This is a genomic window from Bartonella sp. TT110JLCBS (assembly GCF_042193405.1).
Lineage (GTDB): Bacteria > Pseudomonadota > Alphaproteobacteria > Rhizobiales > Rhizobiaceae > Bartonella.
In genome coordinates, this window is record NZ_JBHILT010000002.1 from 146681 (window position 1) to 169794 (window position 23114).

General features: G+C 38.2%; 21 protein-coding genes and 1 tRNA gene. 14 read left to right on the plus strand and 8 right to left on the minus strand.

Features of this window, described 5'->3' with window-relative positions; translation table 11 throughout:
• Positions 1–47 precede the first annotated feature (47 nt).
• Genes ACFILW_RS01685 through mnhG form a run of 6 tightly spaced genes read left to right on the plus strand, consistent with a single transcriptional unit; the run spans position 48 to position 6099 of the window.
• Entirely contained in the window at positions 48–2969 is a 2922-nt protein-coding gene (locus ACFILW_RS01685) for a monovalent cation/H+ antiporter subunit A (protein ID WP_375645620.1), read from the plus strand.
• Positions 2969–3310, plus strand: coding sequence for a Na+/H+ antiporter subunit C (locus ACFILW_RS01690; RefSeq protein ID WP_375645618.1), 342 nt, complete (start codon positions 2969–2971; stop codon positions 3308–3310). Before ACFILW_RS01685 ends, ACFILW_RS01690 begins: the two co-directional genes overlap by 1 nt.
• Positions 3310–4932, plus strand: a complete 1623-nt coding sequence (locus tag ACFILW_RS01695; protein ID WP_375645617.1) for a monovalent cation/H+ antiporter subunit D — start codon at positions 3310–3312, stop codon at positions 4930–4932. Before ACFILW_RS01690 ends, ACFILW_RS01695 begins: the two co-directional genes overlap by 1 nt.
• A complete protein-coding gene (locus tag ACFILW_RS01700; RefSeq protein WP_375612748.1) occupies positions 4929–5414 on the plus strand; it encodes a Na+/H+ antiporter subunit E in 486 nt (161 codons plus the stop codon). The genes ACFILW_RS01695 and ACFILW_RS01700 overlap by 4 nt, the downstream gene beginning before the upstream one ends.
• On the plus strand, positions 5411–5692 hold the full coding sequence (locus ACFILW_RS01705; protein ID WP_375622081.1) for a K+/H+ antiporter subunit F: 282 nt from the start codon (positions 5411–5413) through the stop codon (positions 5690–5692). Before ACFILW_RS01700 ends, ACFILW_RS01705 begins: the two co-directional genes overlap by 4 nt.
• Entirely contained in the window at positions 5689–6099 is a 411-nt protein-coding gene (gene mnhG, locus ACFILW_RS01710) for a monovalent cation/H(+) antiporter subunit G (protein ID WP_375622082.1), read from the plus strand. The genes ACFILW_RS01705 and mnhG overlap by 4 nt, the downstream gene beginning before the upstream one ends.
• A 16-nt stretch (positions 6100–6115) precedes the next feature.
• Here mnhG and ACFILW_RS01715 read toward each other — a convergent pair whose 3' ends face one another.
• The 4 genes from ACFILW_RS01715 to ACFILW_RS01730 form a co-directional block, all read right to left on the minus strand.
• Positions 6116–6508 carry an MliC family protein gene (locus ACFILW_RS01715; RefSeq protein ID WP_375622083.1) on the minus strand — a complete coding sequence of 131 codons (393 nt, stop codon included), beginning with the start codon at positions 6506–6508 and terminating at the stop codon, positions 6116–6118.
• A gap of 17 nt (positions 6509–6525) precedes the next feature.
• Positions 6526–6921 (minus strand): MliC family protein, encoded by a 396-nt coding sequence (locus tag ACFILW_RS01720; protein WP_375622084.1) that lies wholly within the window; start codon positions 6919–6921, stop codon positions 6526–6528.
• A 415-nt stretch (positions 6922–7336) separates the two neighbouring features.
• A complete protein-coding gene (gene aroB / locus ACFILW_RS01725; RefSeq protein ID WP_375645613.1) occupies positions 7337–8470 on the minus strand; it encodes a 3-dehydroquinate synthase in 1134 nt (377 codons plus the stop codon).
• A complete protein-coding gene (locus ACFILW_RS01730) occupies positions 8445–9077 on the minus strand; it encodes a shikimate kinase (protein WP_375622136.1) in 633 nt (210 codons plus the stop codon). The genes aroB and ACFILW_RS01730 overlap by 26 nt, the downstream gene beginning before the upstream one ends.
• A gap of 260 nt (positions 9078–9337) precedes the next feature.
• Here ACFILW_RS01730 and ACFILW_RS01735 point away from each other — a divergent pair, with 260 nt between their 5' ends.
• From ACFILW_RS01735 to ACFILW_RS01745, 3 genes are all read left to right on the plus strand, one after another.
• Positions 9338–10276 (plus strand): site-specific tyrosine recombinase XerD, encoded by a 939-nt coding sequence (locus tag ACFILW_RS01735; RefSeq protein ID WP_375622086.1) that lies wholly within the window; start codon positions 9338–9340, stop codon positions 10274–10276.
• A gap of 78 nt (positions 10277–10354) precedes the next feature.
• Positions 10355–11311 carry an acetyl-CoA carboxylase carboxyltransferase subunit alpha gene (locus ACFILW_RS01740; RefSeq protein WP_375684970.1) on the plus strand — a complete coding sequence of 319 codons (957 nt, stop codon included), beginning with the start codon at positions 10355–10357 and terminating at the stop codon, positions 11309–11311.
• A gap of 40 nt (positions 11312–11351) precedes the next feature.
• Positions 11352–12101: a murein L,D-transpeptidase family protein gene (locus ACFILW_RS01745; RefSeq protein WP_273790140.1), complete on the plus strand. Its 750-nt coding sequence runs from the start codon at positions 11352–11354 to the stop codon at positions 12099–12101.
• A 1577-nt stretch (positions 12102–13678) separates the two neighbouring features.
• On the opposite strand, the gene ACFILW_RS01750 is transcribed toward ACFILW_RS01745, so the two are convergent.
• The 3 genes from ACFILW_RS01750 to ACFILW_RS01760 form a co-directional block, all read right to left on the minus strand.
• Positions 13679–14740 carry a CobW family GTP-binding protein gene (locus tag ACFILW_RS01750; protein ID WP_375684972.1) on the minus strand — a complete coding sequence of 354 codons (1062 nt, stop codon included), beginning with the start codon at positions 14738–14740 and terminating at the stop codon, positions 13679–13681.
• Positions 14741–15146: 406 nt separating this feature from the next.
• Complete coding sequence (locus ACFILW_RS01755; RefSeq protein ID WP_375645612.1) at positions 15147–16244, minus strand: D-alanyl-D-alanine carboxypeptidase family protein; 1098 nt, start codon at positions 16242–16244, stop codon at positions 15147–15149.
• A gap of 693 nt (positions 16245–16937) precedes the next feature.
• Positions 16938–17744 carry a lysophospholipid acyltransferase family protein gene (locus ACFILW_RS01760; protein ID WP_375645611.1) on the minus strand — a complete coding sequence of 269 codons (807 nt, stop codon included), beginning with the start codon at positions 17742–17744 and terminating at the stop codon, positions 16938–16940.
• Positions 17745–17873: 129 nt separating this feature from the next.
• Between ACFILW_RS01760 and thiD the strand changes: the two genes are divergently transcribed.
• Complete coding sequence (gene thiD / locus ACFILW_RS01765) at positions 17874–18728, plus strand: bifunctional hydroxymethylpyrimidine kinase/phosphomethylpyrimidine kinase (RefSeq protein ID WP_375622090.1); 855 nt, start codon at positions 17874–17876, stop codon at positions 18726–18728.
• Positions 18729–18925: 197 nt separating this feature from the next.
• Positions 18926–19072: a hypothetical protein gene (locus tag ACFILW_RS01770; protein ID WP_375684973.1), complete on the plus strand. Its 147-nt coding sequence runs from the start codon at positions 18926–18928 to the stop codon at positions 19070–19072.
• Between the two features lie 1053 nt (positions 19073–20125).
• On the opposite strand, the gene ACFILW_RS01775 is transcribed toward ACFILW_RS01770, so the two are convergent.
• Positions 20126–20200: transfer RNA gene (locus ACFILW_RS01775), tRNA-Gly, on the minus strand.
• Between the two features lie 186 nt (positions 20201–20386).
• On the opposite strand from ACFILW_RS01775, the gene ACFILW_RS01780 reads away from it, so the two are divergent.
• From ACFILW_RS01780 to ACFILW_RS01790, 3 genes are all read left to right on the plus strand, one after another.
• On the plus strand, positions 20387–21364 hold the full coding sequence (locus ACFILW_RS01780; protein WP_375622091.1) for an ABC transporter substrate-binding protein: 978 nt from the start codon (positions 20387–20389) through the stop codon (positions 21362–21364).
• A 63-nt stretch (positions 21365–21427) separates the two neighbouring features.
• The gene (locus tag ACFILW_RS01785; protein WP_375684975.1) at positions 21428–22324 is read left to right on the plus strand and encodes an ABC transporter permease; all 897 of its coding nucleotides are present in this window, start codon (positions 21428–21430) and stop codon (positions 22322–22324) included.
• Complete coding sequence (locus tag ACFILW_RS01790; protein WP_375622093.1) at positions 22317–23111, plus strand: ABC transporter ATP-binding protein; 795 nt, start codon at positions 22317–22319, stop codon at positions 23109–23111. Before ACFILW_RS01785 ends, ACFILW_RS01790 begins: the two co-directional genes overlap by 8 nt.
• The last annotated feature ends 3 nt before the right edge of the window (positions 23112–23114 follow it).

Genomic DNA, 23114 nt, shown 5'->3' on the forward strand with positions numbered 1-23114 from the left:
TTTGTTTTGTCGATGACAAAATATTAAGGCAAAATGGAGTTTAAAGAATGACAACACGGGAAGCAATGTTGGTATTGCTCGTTTTGCTTCCCTTTGGTGGAAGTGCTGTCATTGGCTTTTTTCGTTCGACAGCAAAAAATAATGAAGCCTGGTTTGCTGGGATTGTCGCGCTTTTCTGTCTTATTTTTACAATAATGCTTTATCCGGAAGTTCGCGGAAACCACATAGTGCGTTTAGATATTTCTTGGCTTCCAGAATGGGGAAGCGATTTGATTCTTCGTATAGATGGTTTGTCGTGGCTTTTTTGCTTGCTCATTACAGGGATTGGGCTGCTTGTTGTCATTTATTCACGTTATTACATGGATCCAGCGGATTCTGTACCTCGTTTTTTTTCCTTTTTTTTGGCCTTTATGGGATCAATGATAGGAATAGTTTTATCAGGTAATCTCGTCTTTTTGGTTGTTTTCTGGGAACTCACCAGTATTTTTTCTTTTTTGTTAATCGGCTATTGGTACCATAATGCAAGTGCGCGTGAGGGTGCGCGTATGGCTCTAACGATCACAGGTTTTGGCGGCTTTGCCCTTTTTATTGGAGTTTTATTGATTGGGTATACTGTTGGCAGTTTTGATTTGGATAAGGTGCTGCAGTCTGGAGATATGATCCGGTCAAGTTCTCTTTATAGTCCTATCCTTATTTGTATTTTATTGGGAGGGTTAACAAAAAGCGCGCAATTTCCCTTTCATTTTTGGCTACCTAACGCGATGGCTGCTCCAACTCCCGTATCGGCTTATTTGCATTCGGCAACAATGGTAAAAGCGGGATTGTTTTTGCTTGTTCGTTTATGGCCTGTGCTTTCTGGAACAGAATCTTGGTTTTGGCTGGTTGGCTTTTCAGGTCTCTCAACTCTTCTTCTAGGTGCCTATTTTTCCATGTTTCAGCAAGACTTGAAAGGACTGCTTGCTTACTCGACTATTAGTCATCTTGGATTAATTACAACACTTTTAAGTCTTGGTAGTCCACTTGCATGTGTTGCGGCGATCTTTCATATGGCCAATCATGCTACTTTTAAAGCTTCTTTATTTATGGCTGCTGGCATTATTGATCACGAGACGGGAACACGTGATATGCGTAAACTGTCAGGGCTTTATCGTTCTATGCCTATTACAGCGACTCTTGCTTTAGTTGCGAGTGCAGCGATGGCTGGGGTTCCTTTGTTGAATGGTTTTTTATCGAAAGAGATGTTTTTTGCTGAAGCTGTTGAAACGCATATGGAATCATGGCTCGATTGGATTGCGCCTTATGTGGCAACGCTAGCTAGTCTGTTTAGTGTGACCTATTCTATACGCTTTATTCACGGTGTTTTTTTAGGACCAAAGCCTGACAATTTACCCAAGACTCCCCATGAACCACCGCATTTTATGCGTTTACCAATGGAGCTTTTGGTGTTTATTTGTTTAGCGGTTGGTATTTTCCCTAATTTAACAATAGGACCTATTTTAGATAATGCGGTCGTGTCTGTTTTAGGACCAATGACAATTCCTTATAGTTTGGCTGTTTGGCATGGGTTTAACACTCCATTAGTGATGAGCTTTGTTGCATTATTAGGGGGCGGATTGCTCTATGCTGTTGGGCATCGTTATTTTTTATCCTGTGATGATGGAGCTCCTTTTTTCCGTCACTTAAAAGGACCGCGTATTTTTGAACGCATTCTCGTAATTATTTCTTGGAAATGGGCCCGTGCGGTGGAATCTGCTTTGTCAACACGCCGTTTGCAGATCCAATTGCATTGGATTTTTTGGGTCTGTTTTGCCTTTGTTGGTCTTTTACTTTGGTGCGATGGTTTCATTCCAGTGGGGACATTACCGCTTTTTCCACTTGATATTCCTTTTCTCGCTCTTTGGCTGGTTGGCGGATTATGTGCGCTTTTAGTTGCTTGGAGAGCAAAGTTTCATCGTCTTGCTTCACTTATGCTTTTAGGGGGAGCTGGTTTGATGACTTGTGCAACCTTTTTATGGCTTTCTGCTCCTGATTTAGCAATAACACAATTGGTTGTTGAGGTTGTTACAGTCGTTTTATTATTGCTTGGTTTACGGTGGTTGCCTAAACGTTTGCATGACCCTGGGCCAGCTGCTGTTCATTTTTGGGTTCGCTTGCGTCGTTTCCGTGATTTCATCATATCCCTTGTAGGAGGTGCTGGTGTAGCATGGCTTTCTTTTGCAGTGATGACACGTCCTCAAGGCACAACGATTTCTGATTTTTTTCTAACACATGCTTACTCAGATGCTGGTGGTCGCAATGTTGTGAATGTGTTATTGGTTGATTTCCGTGGTTTTGATACCATGGGAGAAATTGTGGTTTTGGGTGTTGTTTCCCTTACTGTTTTTGCCCTCTTACGACGTTTTCGTCCTGCGCCTGAGAGTATTGATGCGCCTTTTCAACAACGTATCCAGAAAGCCTTTGATATAGCACAGCCTAATCGAAATGTGGGAGATACAGTATTGAATTATTTAGCTGTTCCTGCTGTTATTATGGGTTGGCTCTTTCCGATTATTATCGCTTTTGCTATTTATTTATTCATGCGAGGGCATGATCTGCCAGGAGGTGGATTTGTCGGTGGTATTACTTTGGCAATAGGGTTTATTTTACAATATCTTGCACGCGATATTCGGTGGGTGGAAACGCATTTGAGAGTTTTACCTTTGCGTTGGATAGGCTTTGGCTTATTGTTGTCAGTCGTAACGGGGATGGGCTCTTGGTTTTTTGGATATCCTTTTTTAACATCCTTTTTTCGATATATTCATCTTCCGTTAATTGGAAAAGTTCCCATGGCATCTGCTTTTTTGTTTGATTTTGGTGTGCTTTCTCTTGTGTTAGGAGCAACTGTTCTCATTTTAATTGCACTTGCACACCAGTCAATTCGGAGTTACCGAATCGGTAAGAGACCTATTTTAAAAGAGAAGGAAAATTAATGGAAATTGTTCTTTCTTTGGGTATCGGTGTTTTTATCGGATCAGGTATTTGGCTTGTTTTGCGTCCACGTACTTTTCAAGTCATTCTTGGTTTGTCCTTGATCTCCTATGGGGTTAATCTTTTTATATTTTCAATGAGTAGACTGCGTAGTAATGCTGCTCCAATTGTTGATCCTACCACTGTTATTAATCCAGATAATTATATCGATCCTCTCCCACAAGCCTTGGTTTTAACTGCGATTGTGATTGGTTTTGCAACAACAGCTTTATTTTTAGTTATCTTGTTGGTGTCACGTGGTTTAACGGGTTCTGATCACGTTGATGGACGTGAGGTGCAGTAATGGAAGTAGGGGTGCATCATCTCCTTATTTTGCCTATTCTTTTGCCGTTAATCACTGGAGCACTTCTTCTTTTTTATGATGAACGTCGTGCAAAACTGAAATCATTCATCAGTCTTTCTTCTGCGGGAATGTTGGTCGTTACTGCCATTTTATTGATTATACGTACTCTTGAAATAGCACCGGCTTGCGATGTTTATCGACTTGGTAACTGGCCTTCTTCTTTTGGAATTGTTTTAGTCCTTGATCGCTTAAGCGCTATGATGCTTTTACTTTCCAGCTTGTTGCTGACTAGCGTGTTGGTTTTTGCGCGGGCTCATTGGTACAAAGCGGGTTCTCATTTTCAGTCACTGATGCAATTTTTTATGGTGGGGATAAATGGTGCTTTTTTGACCGGCGATTTATTTAATTTATTTGTGTTTTTTGAAGTTATGTTAACGGCTTCCTATGGGCTTGCTTTGCATGGTTCTGGTCAGACACGCGTGCGCGCAGGGTTGCATTATGTCGTGGTTAATCTTGTTGCTTCATTATTTTTTTTAGTTGGTATAGCGCTCATTTATGGAGTCGTTGGTACTCTTAATATGGCCGATTTGGCTGTTAAAATAAAATATATATCTTCTACAGATATTGTTTTGTTCGAAATAGGTATTGCATTTTTAGGTATTGCTTTTTTGCTTAAAGCGGGTATGTGGCCGCTTAATTTTTGGTTGGTGCCAACTTACAGTGCAGCAGCAGCGCCCGTTGGAGCTTCTTTTGCACTTTTGAGCAAGGTTGGTATTTATATTATTTTACGTTTAACGTTGCTATGGTTTGGTCCTGAAAGTGAATACTTTAACCATTTTGGTCATACGGTTTTGTTTTATGGTGGGCTTGCCACTATGATTGTTGGTTTTATTGGGGTATTGGCGAGCCAGGTTTTGGTGCGTTTGGCAGCTTATAGTGTCCTTGTCTCTTCTGGTACATTGTTGGCTGCGATAGGGATAGGCAATGCAGCACTGACAGCAGGCGCACTTTTTTATATTGTTTCTTCAACTTTAGCACTGGGAGCTTTTTTTCTTTTGGTAGAGTTGGTTGAACGCTGTCAAGATGTGGCTGCTAATGTTCTTGCTGTCACAATGGAGGTGTATGGTGACGATGAAGAGGAGGAAGAAGATGAAGTTGGCATCTATTTTCCGGTAACCTTGGCAATTCTTGGAGCTTGTTTTGGTATCTGTGCCATTTTGATTATTGGATTGCCGCCTTTTTCTGGTTTTGTTGCTAAATTTATGATGTTCATGGCAATTTTAAACCACAGTAGAGAGGATTTTTCTGCTTCTCTTCCGGTTTACCAAGATTGGCTTTTTGTAGTTTTTGTCACCCTCTCTGGTTTTGCGGCTTTGATTGCATTAACACGAACGGGTATCCGGACTTTTTGGGTTTCTCTTGAAGGGCGTATTCCCCGTGTACAAGTGATAGAATTTGCGCCTATTGCCGTTCTCCTTGCTTTGTGTTTTCTTATAACAATTGTAGCTAGTCCTGTTAGTCATTATATGTCTGAAACTGCTAAGACTTTGTATGAACCTCAAAACTATATTGGGAGCGTTTTAACGGATTTTTCTCTCGAAAATAGGGAGATAAGTAAATGAATCGTTTTTGTCCTTCCCCTTTTTTCAGTGGTGTCATTGTCCTTATGTGGCTTATTTTAAATGGTTTTAGTTTAGGGCAATTGCTTTTAGGGATTTTAACCGCTTTGTTTTGTGGTTGGATGATACGGCTTCTGGAGCCGGAGAAGGTTGTTATTAAAAGCTGGAGTGCGGTTTTTCGTCTCGTTTTTCGAGTATTTATAGATTCTATATTCTCGAATGTTTCGGTGGCTTGGTTTGTTTTAACAAAAAGGTCTCGAGAGCAGAAATCTGGTTTTATTGTAGTACCTCTTCTGCTTCATAATCGCACTGCTTTGGCTATTTTAGCATGCATCCTTTCAGCAACCCCTGGAACTGCTTGGGTTGCCTATAATAGTAAAAAGGGTGAACTTTTGCTTCATGTCTTAAATTTAAAAAATGGATATGATTACAAACAGTTGATCAAACAACGGTATGAGCAATTGCTTTTGGAGATTTTTTTATGAGTATGGTGATTCTTTATTGGGGGCTTTTCTTTTCACAGTTTTTTTTAAGTTTAGCGGTGATTTTCGCGCTGTTTCGGTTGATTCGTGGTCCACGGGCGCAGGACCGGATTGTGGGTTTGGATGCCCTTTATATAAGCACTATTCTTTTGTTTCTTACATTCGATATTCGTTCAGGAACAACCACTTATTTTGTCGCAGCTCTTATTATTGGGTTGTTGGGTTCTGTCTCGAGTATTGCTTTGGCGAAATTTCTCATGCGAGGGGAGATTATTGAATGAAAGATGATGTATCGCTTGTGGTTGCTATTGCTATCACAGTTTTCTTAATATTAGGGTCTGGATTGACATTGATCGCAACGATAGGTTTGGTGCGTTTTTCTAATTTTTATAAGCGTTTGCATATGCTTTCAGTCTGTACGAGTTGGGGCGTTGGTAGTATTCTTATTTCTTCATTTCTTTATTCAATATTTGTGGACCATTATTTTGTTTTTCATGAAGTGTTGCTGATGTTTTTTTTGTTTTTAACAGCACCGGTAGCTTCTATGTTGCTTTCACATACAGCAGCTTATCGGCATCATTCAGAAAAACAATCAGAAAAACCGCTGGCTCTTTTATTACACCAGACGGAGGAAAAACTACCCACGTCAGAAGGAACATCAAGAGATGAGAGCCAGCGCGGTTCTTGAAATGTAAGAATCTTCCTTATTCTGTGCTTTTTTCTTCTACACAGTGGATGGGCTTTTCTTCTTTTGGATCATTAATAAGATCGTAAAATATGGCTTCATTTTTAGTTATCCACCAAATGTATTGTCCACCCACATATTTTCCTCCAGAAGCGGAAATTACATTAGAACCAACGATGCGCTTACCGTTCCATTTTAAATCAACAAGCGCAATATTGCCAGCATTATAATAAGTTGCTTCAACATACTCTTTGCTTGTTCCCATATCGCATTGATAGGAGACGGTCTCTGTTGTTGGTTCTGGATCATCTGGTACTTCAATGACTAAAGAACTTGCTAATGCATTAATTGAACCGAGGAGGAGCACACTTAAAGTAATGAAAAATTGTTTAGTAAAAGAAATTTTTTTCATAATATTTCCCGTGTTATTTAAAATAATAATGTTGACTCATCTTTACAGAGGATAGGTTTTTTTTCTTCTGGATCCTTAGCCAAGTCATAAAGCGTGACTTCTTTGTTCTTCTCCCACCAGATATACTGAGCTCCTGCAAATTTTGCTCCTGTCGCAGCGATGACATTAGCAGCAATGACACGATCACCATTCCATTTGAAATCAACCAACGAAATATTGTCAGCATTAAGATAGACTGCCTCAACGCGCTCTTTACCTGCTCCAGTTTCACACTGATAGGTAATGGTCTCTGTTTTGGGCTCTGGATTGTCTGGTACTTCAATGATTAAAGAACCAGCTAAGCTATTGTTTGAGCTGAAGAGTGATAAACTTAAAGCGGTGAAAAATCCTAAAATGTGCAAAGTTTTTTTCATGATGCTTCCCTATATTCCTAATATTGTGCACAAAGAATAATTTGACTGATACGATGGTGTCTACGGCAGGATTCGAACCTGCGACCCCAGGATTCATACCACTTCGATTTTCACCGCCAGCCTTATCGGCTGTTTGTGGTCTGGACTGTCTCTTCACCTTGAAGCTTTTGCTCTTTAGGTGCTGCCCGTTCAGTCTCTACACCTTTCTCTCATTTGAAGAGAGACTTGGCTCGGGATTGGCATATAGTCGCCCATGAAGCTTTCCCCGAATTTGAGCAGATTCACTTTGAGGATTTCTTCTCAAAGTGCCCAATTTCTTTAGGAATCCTGTGCTCTATCCTACTGAGCTACGCAGACATCATCATGTTAATCTTTAATAGAAGTATAAAAACGAATCAATTATATTCAATATGAATTAACGAATTTCTGTTAATTTTTGTTCCAAAAAGGATAAAACTGCATCTGGTGAAACATTTTTTGCAATAAATGATTGGCCAAGTCCGCGTGTTAAGATGAAAGTCAAATTGTTTTGCGAAACTTTTTTATCTTGGGCAATGAGAGTCATTAAAGTTTCAGCATCTGGTAGACACCCTGGGATATCCTTTAATTGTGTAGGTAATCCTATTGCTTTAAGGTGCGCTTCAATGCGTTGTGTAAGCGTGGGGCTTATTAAATTTAATTGAGCAGAGAATTGATGAGCTAGAATCATCCCAATTGCTACACTTTCGCCATGGATTAAACGGTTGGAGTCATAAGCGGTTGCTGTTTCAAGCATGTGTCCAAATGTATGGCCGAGATTTAAGAGTGCGCGCTCTCCTTTCTCATGTTCGTCACGTGCTACAATGGCAGCTTTAAATTGGCATGAGCGAACAATGGCTTCTGTTCGTATTGGGCCATTAGAGAAAATTTTTTGCCCATTTTTTTCAAGCCACTCAAAAAAGTCAGGTTGGTTAATGAGACCGTATTTTACTATTTCTGCGTAGCCAGCGCGAAATTCGCGCGGTGGCAGGGTATCAAGAAGACACGTGTCAGCAATAACGCATTGTGGTTGATAAAAGGCACCAATAAGATTTTTGCCATATTGGCTATTGATTCCCGTTTTTCCACCAACAGAAGAATCAATTTGTGCAAGAAGCGTTGTGGGCATTTGAATGAAGTTCATGCCACGGCGGATTATACTTGCCGCAAATCCTGCTAGATCACCAATGACACCACCGCCAAAAGCAATAACACAGTCGCCTCTTTCTAAACGCGCAGCAAGAATTTGATCGATGACAACTTGCAGGGTTGAAAATGATTTTGATTGTTCTCCTGCTTCTACAATAATAGGGACAGTATGAATTTTATTTTTTGTTAATTCTGCTTGCAATATCTCCAAATGAAGGGAAGCAACATTTGTATCTGTAACAAGTGCCAAGCGCGTTTGATGAGGATCTTTTTTGTTAAGAGCATGTTTAATTTGTGAAGCAGCTTGTGTAATAAGACCCGGACCAATGATGATATCGTAACAGTGTTTGTCCAGTTTAACAGTGACGGTTTTGGTTTGCATGCTGGTTATCCCTATTGTTAATTTCTGTGTATAGGTAGTGCTGTACGGATCGTATAACATTTTGTGCTACGGTATGACGGCTTTCTTTATGACTGTTAATTGTTAAGTTTGCCTTTGCATAGATAGGATAACGCTGTTCCATGAGTTTTTGCATGGTTTCTTTAGGATTGGCTGTTTGAAGCAGGGGACGTGTTGGGTGCTTTGAGACACGTTGCATGAGGATATCAAGATCGACTTTTAGCCATATGGATATACCATTTTTGTGAATGGCTTTTCGGATATTTTCATTTATGTAGGCACCACCACCTGTTGCTAAAACAAGGGGCCTTTTTTTCATGAGGTTTAGAATAACACGCTGTTCAAGAGAACGAAATTCGGATTCACCATAAATTTCAAAGAGTTCCGTGATTGTCATTTGTGCAGCTTTTTCAATTTCTTGGTCAGAATCATAAAAAGGTAAACGGAGCATGGTGGCGACGCGTTTTCCGATCACTGATTTGCCTGCCCCCATAAGACCAACAAGGACAAGTGCTCTTTTATCAAGGGACGATAAGAGCTGATTCTTTATTTGTGTTATGGGGACGCGTTTTGGTCGATTGCTTTTCATAACTTTATTTCGGCATTTATCCATCTTAAAGTCAATTCCTGTTAATCTTTGTAAGGCATAATACGAGATAGAATATTTTTGGATAGGTTATTGTCTTATGCCAACATTGACCAGATTTTTGATGATTCTTTTCATTTTGCTTTCTGTCCTTTTTATTATAATGGGTGCTCTTGTAGTTTGGGTTGAACCAGTAACTGTGGATATGTACATCGATGTTCCCTTGGATTCATGGAATCTTTCTACGGAAGCGAATCAATGAAATGAAAAGTGGTGCTGTGATAGATCATTTTCTTGAGATGATGAGTGCGGAGAGAGGAGCTTCACCTCATACGCTTGCGGCTTATCAGCATGATTTACAGTGGGCACAAGACGAATTATCTTCACACTCTGTCTCGCTTTTTTCAGCACAAAAAGAAGACTTAATTACTCTTTTGTCACTTATGCATACTTTTGGTTTTGCGGCATCATCGCAAGCGCGCCGTTTATCGACTTTGCGTCAGTTTTATCAATTTCTTTATGCTGAAGGGTTGAGAGCAGATGATCCCTCTCATGATATTGACGCACCTCGTCAGGGGCGTCCTTTGCCAAAAATCATGAGTGAAGATGCAGTGATAAAATTGCTTGATTTTGCGGAGTTAGAAGTCAATCAAGCAGACTATGGGTCCAAAGGGTATTTCCGTGCACTGCGTCTTCAGCTATTGATTGAAATGCTGTATGCAACGGGGTTACGCATCAGTGAATTGGTGAGTCTGCCGGTTCAGTCTGTTCGAAGGAAGGAGTACAGCGTTTTGGTTCGTGGTAAGGGCAAAAAAGAACGAATGGTGCTGTTATCAAAAAAAGCATGCCAAGTTCTTTCACAGTGGTTAAACTTGCGTGATCAGGGAAAGGATGCTACGAGTTCTTATCTTTTTCCTGCGCATTCCGAGACAGGATATATTGCTCGTCAAGTCGTTGCGCGGGAGTTGAAAAATCTCGCTAGAAGAGCAGGAATAGAAAGTGATAGCTTTTCTCCCCATGTGTTGCGTCATGCTTTTGCTAGTCATCTTTTGCAAAATGGTGCTGATTTGCGTGCTGTTCAACATTTGTTAGGTCATTCTGATATTGCTACCACTCAAATTTATACCCATGTGTTGGAAGAGGGACTTTATCGTTTAGTCAATGAGCATCACCCACTTGCCGATGAGCAAAAGGCTCGTTAAAGAAAAGGTGATGTTTTTGAAAAAGACTTTATAAAGCAAATTATAAGTGTATAAGTGACACTGAATGAGTTGACACAAATGTATAATTATCTTGATTTTGAAAAACCAGTTGCTGATCTTGACGGGAAAATTCTTGAATTAAAAAAAATTTCTCAGGAAAAAGGCAGTTTTGATATGAGCGATGAGATTGCTCGTCTTGAAACGCGTTCCCAAACAGCGTTGCGCGATATTTATAAAAAATTATCGCCGTGGCAAAAAACACAAGTCGCTCGTCATCCGGATCGTCCCCATTTTATGGACTATTCTAAACGCTTATTGAGTGACGTTACGCCTTTGGCCGGAGATCGTAAGTTTGCTGAAGATGAAGCTATTCAAGCGGGGTTTGCACGCTTTAAAGGTGAGGCTGTTGCTTATATCGGTCAAGAGAAAGGTTATGACACGCAAACACGTTTGCGCTATAATTTTGGTTCTGCTCGTCCAGAAGGCTATCGTAAAGCTGTACGTATTATGGAAATGGCTGATCGTTTTGGTTTGCCACTTCTCACTTTTGTTGATACGGCAGGCGCTTATCCTGGGGTAAGTGCTGAAGAACGGGGGCAGGCAGAAGCAATTGCCCAATCAACAGCTACAACTTTGCGTTTGAAAGTTCCTGTCGTTTCTGTTGTTATTGGAGAAGGCGGTTCTGGAGGGGCGATAGCAATCGCGGCTGCCAACAAAGTTTATATGTTGGAGCACGCAATTTACTCTGTTATTTCACCAGAAGGAGCAGCTTCTATCTTATGGCGTGATCCAGCTCGTGCGAAAGATGCTGCAATGAATATGCGTATTACCGCTCAAGATTTGTATCGCTTAAAGATTATTGATGGCATTATTTCGGAACCTTTAGGGGGAGCGCATCGTGGCAAAGAGATTGTCATTGATGCAACGGGTGATGTTATTTCAGAGGCTTTAAAAGCTATGGCGGGAAAAGATGGGGAAACTCTTAAACAAGAGCGAAGGGAAAAATATCTTCAAATTGGTCGATCTCTAACATAGGTTATTTTTTGTGAGGGGTGTTGGATTGGAGTTTTATTCGATGACATTTAGCAGATTCCTCGCTGTGTGCATGTTGTTTGTAATGGGAATATTGACAGCATGTGAAGGAAGATTACCAGCTTCTATTCGTGCTAAGGTTGAGCAGCCGTTGCCGCAAGAAATCCAGAATAGAATGGCTTTGTACGATATTGATCCTTATGCACCAATTGTAATGCGATTTTTCAAGGAAGAAAATCTTGCTGAAGTTTGGAAACAATCTCGTTCAGGACCTTTTATCTTGGTTGCTCGCTATGGTATTTGCAAATGGTCTGGTAAGCTTGGACCTAAATATAAAGAAGGGGATCTTCAGACACCAGAGGGTTTTTATACTATTAGCGCAAACCAAATGAATCCTTATTCAAAATATTATCTTTCTTTTAATATAGGATTTCCTAACCTTTATGATCAAGAAAATGGTCGCACAGGAAGCAATCTTATGGTGCATGGTTCTTGCTTTTCCGCAGGTTGTTATTCTATGAGTGATAAGAACATGGCTCAGATTTATGCGTTTGCACGGGATGCTTTTAAAGGAGGACAAAGAGAGTTTCAGTTACAGGCTTTTCCTTTCCGCATGACCGAGGATAATATGTCACGTCATAGCAAGGATCCTCATTATCAATTCTGGGTTATGCTTAAGAAAGGTTATGATTTTTTTGAAAAAAATCGTCAACCTCCAACTGTTGAGGTTTATGGAAAACGTTACGTTTTTAATCGCGATATTGATAAAACTTCAGTTTCTCGAATGCCGTGAGTATTATTGTATTCTATTGCACTGTAACACTATCACTTAATAATGGCGATACAGGATATGCAAAAACTTTGCACATAAGGTGTTTAAGTGAGTAGTCAATATTTTAAAGCGCAGAGTTTTTTCATAGAGCCTTATGTAAGTAAATCAGATGAAGTGGGAAGCCAAGAGGAATTTTCTCAAAGAAGTTGGATTGTTTGCACATCGGCACTGGTGTCAATCTTCGTTTTTAGTGAAGAGTAAGTTAACATAAAATGCACCTCTCTTTTTATTTCTTTCAAAGAGTTTTATTCTTTTATGCTGTAAAATATTGTCTTGTCGTGCTGTTATATAAGATACATTCACATATTTTAAAATGCGATATTGCCTCTGTCTGATTTTGGTTTTTTTCTTAACAGGGATTTTGATTTCAATTAGCTTGAATAAATATAGAGTTGAGCAGAATATTTTAGAACCAAGAATTTGGCCAATCTGTCTGTGAAATGAATCACATGAAGTGGTTTGCAGATAAAGCGCATTTAGAGAGAAAACAATCTGTTTACAGATTGATGGATATTGAAAATTTTTATCATAACAATTTGATTTATAATGATAGTTTATAATTTTTCAGTTTGAATTAGGGACTAAATATCATAAGATCCTTTTATCTTAAAATTTGTTTATGGTGAATCAATCGAAACCATTTTTTGCACGCCATAAAATTGGATTGGCATGTGAATAAAACTCTTAAAGAAAGGAGTACAGATAGTTCTCATGAGTACTCTAAAGTGCCAAGTTTTTTCAAAACATTTTTAACTGGCAAAAGTATGAGGCGATCAGTTTACATATTTATAGAGTAAAGATGGAGAATGGGCCTTATACATTTCATGGAGAATTTTGTATTATATTATTTATGGGTAGCGTCTTGAAATAGAAATAATGCGTATTGAGAGACGGTGTTTTTAAACGAGTGCGTGAATTCATGATACAATGGTGTTCTATTTTGTGTGAGGGCGACGATTTTACAGATAAGGGTAATATGTTAGCGCTGGAGTGTTTTAATAGATAGTTATTTTGCGGCATGTGATTTTATAAGAGAGCTAAAAAGTTTCAATTGTGGTAGTCTATGGGGATTTTGCCGCTCAGTGAAAAGGTACGAATAATTTTATGAGAGGCATTATTGTGCAGAAAGCATTGTTAAAAATGTGTATTTTCTTATTTTTTATTCCATTATGTTAATAAACTTGAATAGGAATATTTATGAAAGGTTTTTATAAATTTATAACATATTGATTATAAAGATAATTTAGTGTTATTTAACTTGAATTAGAACCCTGAATACCGTAAGTTCTCTCATTTCAAAGCTGTTCCATGTTGAATAAATTAAAACCATTTGTTTGCACGTTACAAGCGGGATAACTGCGTGGGTGAAACTGTGCACGAAAGACTAAAATGCTTTTTACAAACCATCTCAGGTGCCAGGAGCTATTTCAACATTGGGAATTAGCAAAGTGTGTAATGGTGCCCGTTTGCTCCTTTAAAAGCATAAAGATGGTGGTGCCAAATGAATTTAATGTTATATCATTGAAGGGGAGAAAAAATTAAAATTTTATTCCTGGAATGACCAGAGGATTTTCTAAGAGAGCTGTTTTGTCTGCAGTATCTATTGCTGGTTTATTAAAAAAAGCATTGAGAAGCTTTTGTATTGCTTCTTTTTCAACACCATCGGCAATGATGACGAAACGTGTTTGTTTTATTCCTTTTGGCCATGCTGGCAATCTTATGGGAGGGTGAAAAAATGTTTGTACGCCGTGGAGTACAAGTGGGCGATAAGGGTCATCACGCAATGCGATAATGGCTTTAATACGTAATAATTTTGTACCATAACGCTCTTGTAGGAGATCTAAAAAAGCTTCAATTGTGGCGTAATCAACAGGACCCTCACAGTTTAGTGAAAAGGTACGAATGGTTTTATGGGGCGTATGATCATGCGGGGTAGTCGTAAGATTTTGTTTAAGTTTTGTATTTTCTACTCTTTCATCCCATAATGAGTTATTTATTAATAGATTTGAACAGAAATCTTCAGAATGGGCGTCAATGATTTGCACTGTAGGATTCATTGTTTTAAGTGTGCTAAGGAGTGTATCTGAAAGCGTTTGTGGGTCTCTAAGATCTGTTTTGGTGAGAATAATTTTATCAGCAAATATTAATTGTTTATATATTTCAGGATAGCGCTCACATATGGAAAGTGGGCTTAATGTATCAAATGTTGCAAGAACAGCATTTATGGACAATGTTTGAATAAATAACGGGTGGCTTAAAAGTATTTGTAAAATAGGGGCGGGATCAGCCATCCCTGTGGTTTCAATGATAATATGATGGAGTTGTTTGATCTGTCCTGTCTGAACGCGATTTATTAAATCAATTAATGTGTCGATGAGATCACTGCGTAAATTGCAGCATAAGCAGCCATTGGCAAGCTCAATAATTCCTTCTGTTGCCTTTTCAACCAGAAGGTGGTCAATACTGATTTCGCCGAATTCATTGATGATAACAGCACATTCTGTTAAAAGAGGGTCTTGTAGCATACGGTTAAGCAAAGTTGTTTTGCCAGAGCCTAAAAAACCTGTAATAAGCGTGAGGGGGATGCGCTTTATTTTCATGTTAATCATCAATCATAGTTTTGTTTTTAAAAAATATATCTCAGTATGTCTAACCAATTTATAATGGTGTCCGTGAGGGATATAATGGTTACCCCCCATGAAATCCATTGTATCACTATCTTTACGCTTATAAAGGTAGATGTAGGTGGGTATATCATACACTTTTTAGCGTCAATGTTATGATAATTCGTGGTTCTTGAAAGGACTTATAGGAAGGATTTTTATTTTTTGTTTTAATTATTTTATCTACATGTTCATCCACTTTGTGGCGCGCAAGAGACTAGTTTTTATTGATTCAACAAATACAGATTTGAAATGAGAGAATCTTACAATACTTGTGGTTTTGACATAAGCTACAAAATAATTAATTATCATTATAAATCAAAGTATTATAATTAATTGTAGATTATGATTTATGGCTTTTTATAGAATGGTTTGCGTGCCTTTTATACGGAATATAGGGTTTTCTTAGTGGTTTTACTGTCATTTTAGGTGTTTGTGGCGTACGAATGAGGTGTACTGATAAAGGATGAGAAAAAGAAGGTGGAGCAGTGATAAAAGGTGAGGTGAGAATAATATTTCCTTGATCATCATATGAATTTGCATGCATTTTTATGGCTTCAGGTGTGCATGTTTGTTGTCTCATATTGTTGGCTTGTGTTATGTTGCTCCCATAAGGTTTTAATGTTGCTAGTGTTAATTGGGGGTTTCCTTGGTGCAAAAATCCTATTTCAAGAAGTTGTGCAGCTTTTTCTTCTCTTTCACTTATGTTGTTAGCACCCAGAATGACAGCAATAATTGTACGTTTATTGCGGGTGGCTGAGGCAACAAGATTAAAACCAGAGGCACAAATAAAGCCTGTTTTCATACCGTCTATCCCATAAAAACGGCCAATGAGGTTGTTTGAGTTATGTTGGATTTTTCGATTATTACCAAAATCAATGGCTGGAATAGAAAAATAATGAGAATATTGTGGAAATTCTCGACGTATTTGAACGGCTAAAAGAGCAATATCGCGTGCCGTAGAGTAGTTTTGAGGGTCTGGTAAACCACTTGCGTTCGCAAAATGGGTGCCAAACATGCCTAAACGTTTAGCTTCGCTATTCATTTTACGTACAAAAGCTTTTTGTGAACCAGCAACGGCTTCACTCATAGCAATGGCTAAGTCATTAGTAGATTTAACCATGGTAATACTTAAGGCTGTATCAAGTGTGAGTACAGAACCAGCTTTATAGCCTGAACGATATGAGGGAGCTTTTGCTGCGTATTCGCTGATAGTGATATGTTTTTTTGGTGAAATTTCCCCTCGGCTCATGGCACGAAAAATAACATAAGCAGTCATTAATTTTGTCAAGGAAGCAGGATACCAACGCTCAAAAGCTTGATTGTGTTTTAAGATATGCCCCGTTGTAACATCAACAGAAATAAAAGGCTGCGCTAGAGCAACAGCGCTGGATAAACTCAAAATCACAGAAAAAAATAAATTATAGAAGAGACGTTGCATTAATTTAAATCTAGTTCCCTCTTATTCGTTATTTAGAATTGTTTTAATGTAGCACACAAAGCTTTTAAGTCTAGGTTAGGGAGAAAAGATGGTTAATTGCTGTATCCGTTGTGTATGTGGGATAAAAACCAACACTCATTTTTATTTTCCCCTTGAATTTTGTTTGATGACTTAAGTATCTCAAGAAATACTTTTTAAATAATGAAGATTATACAAGATTTCAGGTTCTTGGGAGGATTGATGTTTCTTAGGAAGAAACGAAGCGGCATAATCATACATTTTTCTTGCTTTCCTGTTAGGATAGCCTTTGGCACTTGAGACGGTTCGTAAAAAGCATTTCAATCTTTTCTCGTATCGTTTTATTCACACAGATATCCCCGCTTGTAATGTGCAAGAAAATGATTCTAATTGATTCAACCTAAAATAGATTTGAAATGAGAGAGTCTTACGGTATTCAGGGTTCTCATTCAAGTTGAATAACGATAAAATATCCTTATAAATCAATGAGATGTATGTTATTTAAATGATTTTAAAGAGAGGAAGAATTCTTTTTCAAAAAAATTTACACATTGATCATTTCTTATCATGTACAAGTGTTTTACAATTTTAAATTAGAAAGTTTGAAGTATCTTTCTTATATTTTTGTTCCCTATACTCCGCTCAATATACAAAGTTATGCATTATTCTTATCAATCAGTGCATTGTTTCATGATGATTTAGTTTTTGAAGTTTCTGAACAGCGTATGGTGGCATAGGAGGAGGGGTAGGATCTTGAGCTGCTAAGAGAAGCAGTTCATCACACGCTTTTTCAGTTTTTTGGACAAGTTGATCTAGAAAATCACGTTTGCTTAAACCCGCTTCTATCGGGGGAAGAATACGGACACGAATTGTTCCGGGATAGCGGCGAAAATTACCGCGTGGCCAATATAAACCCGCATTGTGTGCAATAGGGACAACTTGAAGTCCTAATTCATTATAGAGCGCGACAATTCCTGACTTATAATCTGGTTCTTGACCGGGTTGTCGGCGTGTTCCTTCGGGAAAAATCAAGATTTGGCGCCCTTGTTTTACTTTCTCTTTTGCTTTTTGTATAATCATTTTTAAGGCTTTGATGGGTGTTGTGCGGTTAATGGGGATAATTTGCGTTTTTGCCATATACCAGCCAAACAATGGAATCCACATCAATTCACGTTTTAAAATGAGAGTGGGATCATCAAAATAAGGAACAAGACTGAAAGTTTCCCAAGCCGATTGATGCTTTGGAGCAATGATATAGGGTCCTTTGGGAAGATTTTCTAAACCTTCAATCTCATAACTTGTGCCTGCGATGTATTTTTGCAAAAAGAGTGTAACGCGTGCCCATGTTTTAGGGACAATCCATGCCTTTTTGCGGGGCATTAAAAAATAAACGGGAGCGTAAAGAATCATTTGTATGAAAGTTGTTGTATAAAAAGCGAACGTAAAAAGAATAGAACGAAGGATAAGCACTACATTTTCCATTTTATATCTATAAGAAGACTTCATATATAATATAATTCACATGAGAAAACATCTTCTTTATGTTTTCTCAAGCATCTATTTTTTCGGTAACTCATTTTCCGATATTTAAAAACAGAAGGAAAGAGGTTAATGGAATTACAAAAAGATAAACTTTTTATTCCACGGATTTTATCTATTGCGGGAACAGATCCTTCTGGTGGCGCTGGAATGCAGGCGGATTTGAAGGTTTTTTCAGCTATGAAAACTTATGGTATGAGTGTGGTTACAGCTGTTGTTGCACAAAATACTCAGGGTGTGCGTTCTTTTCAGGCATTAGATGCTTCTTTTGTTGCAGATCAAATTGATTCTGTTTTTGAGGATATCCATGTTGATGCCGTTAAAATTGGTATGGTTGCAAATGCTCAGATTGCACAGACTATTGCAGAACGTCTTGTTTATCATAAAGCACGCCTCATTGTTTTTGATCCGGTTATGGTTGCAAAAAGTGGTGATGTTCTTTTAAAGCCTGATGCAATTGAAATTATGCGTGATGTTCTTGTGCCGATGTCAACTTTGATCACGCCAAATTTGCCTGAAGCTGCACTGTTATTGGGATGTGAAGTGCAATGGTCTTTAGAGGCTATGTATCAATATGGTCCGCAACTTTTGGCGCTAGGGTGTCATGCCGTTCTGTTAAAAGGGGGACATTTGAATACGCTTACCAAAAATAGTACAGAAAATTACGATTGTTCTAGTCCAGATCTTTATTGTGATTGTGAAAACCTTGTTATACTTGAAGCCTCTCGTCTTTCAACCACTCATGATCATGGGACAGGGTGTACCATTTCTGCTGCCATTGCAGCTCTGTTACCTACTCAACCTTTGGATTGCGCTGTTAAACAAGCAAAAGATTATTTGCATGGCGCTTTAACTGCCTCAGATGCTTTAAAAGTAGGGAAAGGGCGAGGGCCGCTTCATCATTTTTATGCATTATGGAAAGATTAATACAACGATTGATTGTGAAAAATCTTCACTCTATGAATTTGTTTCGTCATTATATGATGTTTTGGACTTATGACTGATAAATGTTAGCGTATTGTAGCTTAACAGTTATTTTGTATTAAGAAGGATAAGAAAAAATGTTATAATTTGCTTCTTTTATATATTTTTTACGATTAATCTATCCTGTTTCAGAGGCAATTTTGAGTATAAAAAAGAGAGAGCAAGGAATTGTAAAATCAGGATTTGATAGCAAAAAGAGTAGAGGGAAAGACCTTTTACAAGGCGATATTAAAGCTGGCGGATCCACTATATTCGCTGTTTCTTATATTGGTGGCAAAACAGGATAAGCCAAAATTATTGAAGATATCTAACATTTACAGAGTTTTTTGTCGGCATGGGTAGGGTTTTCTAAATGGAAATTGATACTTTCTGATGGAATTATCAATGATCTTTCAGATGATGTAGTGAATTTTTTCGGATATTACAACGTCATTATTCTCTTTGTATGGAACTGCTTTATGGAATTATTGGCGTTTCAGATGAGAAGTCGTGAGGAGCCTCAACATTTAATACAGCAAGATCTAGAAACTTTTACGGATTTAGAGCGGGTTTTAAGGTTTTTATATTTATAGTGATTAAGTTTTAGCGAGAAGATAGTCGATCGTACAATCGGAGTTTCAATAGACCTGTAGCGTGTGGTTTAATCTTTTCAAAATTAAATTTTTATTCTGTTGTTTAGCAGATGTTACCATTAAACATTTAAAATGGTCTGATTTTATTGTGCACTATGATGGTTTCAACACCTTATGTTACCTTATCTTGATTTGAAGTTACGTTCCTCATGTAAAATAGAATGCACTTATATTGTTAATTCACATGTTTATTTTAAAGAGATTTCTCTCAAGGTGTGTCACATCCATTTTATAATAACGTTCGTGAATGGTCTAAAGCCTCTATGAAGTGTATAAAGCTATTATGCTTCTCATTTTTACGTTTTTAAGGTGAAAGGGGTACCCCCTATACTATTTTAGCTCCCAATGTTGCGATAATCTTTGGTATTTCAAATGATGTGCCAGAAATCCCAAAAACTTAATTTACTCTAAAATAATAGGTGAAAACAGTTTATTTCGTTTGAAAATAATTACAATTAGCGTGAGAGATTTTTCATCATTAACTGTGATATAAAAAAAGAAACAATACGCATAAAGGACCTTTAAATGATCTTTGAAAGGTCTTTGAGGACCTTTTTAGAACCCCTTAAAAACTCTTTGAAAAAAATAAATTGGTACAAAACCTAGTGGAAAAATATACAAAACCTGCTGGCAAGCTACATACATACAGCTACAACAACCGATGACAAGCTATAACTCCACACAAGAACGAATAAATACAAAATTCAATGGAGCGGGCGATGGGATTCGAACCCACGACCCCAACCTTGGCAAGGTTGTGCTCTACCCCTGAGCTACACCCGCTTACCGATTCGATATATGTCTTGTCTGTATGGCGTAGGCTTCTACGAATTGCAACAAAAAAATATCATTTTAGTTTGATTTATTTTGTCCATGTTTCGATAAAATGAAATAAAGATTGATTTTAGAAAATTCTTCAGTCATAAATTATTCCTTTTTTAATTTTTACATGGAGAGGGGTGGAATATAATGTTGAAGAGAATAAATATATTAGGGATTATTATTGCAACTGTTTTTATGATGAACAGTGTTGTAAAAGCGGATGACCAAGTTAAACACATTAAAGTTGCACTCACACAAATTATGATCCATCCTGCTGCGGATGCTGTTCGTAAAGGTGTGGAAGATGTTCTTGCAGAAAATGGTTATAAGCAAGGTGAAAATTTTCAACTTACTTTTTTATCAGCACAGGGCAATATTTCAACAGCAACGCAAATTGCACGTAAATTTGTTGGTGATAAACCCGATGTTATTGTAGCTATTACTACGCCTTCAGCGCAAACAATGCTTGCAGCAACAAAACAAATTCCTATCGTCTTTGCGGCGATTTCTGATCCTATCGGAGCTAAAATAGTTTCTTCGCTTACCAAACCTAGCGGTAATGTAACAGGGAGTTCGGATCGTATAGATGTTGCTGAAAGTGTTAAACTTTTGCAAGAAGTAAAACCAGATTTGAAAAAAATTGGTTATCTTTATAATGCTTCCGAAGCAAATTCTGTTTCAACACTTAAAGTGTTAAAAGATGTAGCAAAAAAAGCTGGAATTGAAATCGTTCCTTCATCGGCACCAAAGCCTTCAGATGTTCAGGCAGCAACACGCGCTTTAATTGGTAAGGTCGATATTATTTTTATTCCTGCTGATAATACGATTTTATCTGTTTTAGAGGGCGCAATAAAGGTCACACAGGAAGCCAATATGCCTGTATTTACTGTTGATGCTAATACTATCGGGCGTGGGCCTTTTATGACGCAAGGTGTGAATTTCTATGATGTAGGGGTTGATGCTGGGAAATTGGTTGTGCGTATTCTAAAGGGTGAAAAGCCTGGTGATATTGATGTTGTGCAGGCGGCTAATAATGACATTCGAATTGATTTGAAAGCAGCCCAAAAAGCAGGGATTATTATTCCGCAGGCAGTTATTGACCGTGCGACAAAGGTGATTCAATAACTTTTATTAATAGGGTGTTGATACAATAAAAATACGTTAAGTTTTCATGGGGATTGTCTTTACATGAATATATTTGCGTTTTCTGGTGCTGTGGAATTAGGCCTTATTTATGCGTTTGTTGCTATAGGGGTTTATCTTTCATTTCGGGTTTTAGATTTTCCTGATTTAACAGTTGATGGATCGTTTCTTCTTGGTTCCTGTGTCTGTGGTGTTTTGATTCTCTTGGGTTTCAATGCATGGACAGCTATGGCATGCGCTTTTTGTGCAGGTATGGTGGCTGGTTTATTAACAGCTCTATTGAATTTGCGTTTTGGTATTTTGAATCTTTTAGCTTCTATTTTAACAATGTCAGCACTTTATACGGTTAATCTTCGTATTATGGGAATTATGGGAGGGGCTAATGTTAATTTAGCTCTTGCTGATACCGCGTTAACGCCCTTTTATAATATGTTTGGTTTATCTGATATTTTTGTGCGTCCTCTTTTCGTTGGTATTGTATTGCTGGTTATGGCGTTTTTGATTTGGCGCTTTTTGGAAAGTGAAATTGGTCTTGCTATGCGTGCAATGGGCGCTAATCCACGCATGGCGACGGCGCAAGGTGTTCATACATCAGCATTGATATACTTTGGAATGGGGCTGTCCAATGCGTGTGTGGCACTTGGTGGTTCTCTTTATATTCAAACTGCGATTGCAACAGATATTACCGGTGGAATTGGAACAATTGTTTTTGGGTTGGCAGCTGTGATTATCGGTGAAACTCTTTTTCGTACGCGCAATATTTTTTGGATTATAATCAGCTGTATTATGGGGTCTGTGCTTTATCGTGTGGCGGTGCAATTTGCATTTGAAGCAAATGGCATTGGTATTGATACGTCGACAGATCTTCAGTTGATTACTTCGCTGTTGGTTGTTTTAACCCTTATTGTGCCACGCTATTGGAGGAGGCATAAACGTGATTGAGTTGTTTCATGTTGGGGTTACATTTAAACCGCAAACGCCTTTGGAAAAACAGGCTTTAATTGATATTAACCTCAAAATTGAGCAGGGTAGTTTTGTTACGGTTATTGGTTCAAATGGTGCTGGTAAATCAACCTTGCTCAGTGTTTTAGCGGGTGCAACGCTTCCCTCAACAGGGAAAGTGGTTATTAATGGACAAAATGTTTCTAGGCAATCAGTCAGTGAACGCGCTGGAAAGATTGCTTGTGTTTTTCAAGATTCGTTAGAGGGAAGTTGTGGTTCTTTAACAATTGAAGAAAATTTGGCTCTTGCTGCTCTTCGAGGAAGTCGTCGTGGTTTGCGTGCGGCTTTAAATCATGAGAAACGGCAATTTTTTCGAGAGAAAATTGCTCAATTAGGCATTGGTCTTGAAGCATATATTCATAATCCTATGGATAGTTTATCAGGTGGGCAACGCCAAGCAGTTTGTCTTGTGATGGCAACATTGGCGCATGCGGACGTTTTATTGCTTGATGAACATACCTCAGCACTTGATCCTGGAATGGCTGATTTTGTGATGCGGTTGACTGAAAAAATCGTTGAAGAGAAAAAATTAACGACTATCATGGTGACCCATTCTATGCGTCAGGCTCTTGATTATGGAGATCGCACTTTGATGTTGCATGGTGGAAAAGTGATTTTGGATGTCTGTCATGAAGAGCGTAAGGGCTTGGATGTCAATGATTTAATTGGTATGTTTCAGAAAGTTCGCGGGGAAGTTCTTGATGAAGATGAACTGTTAATGGATTAATAA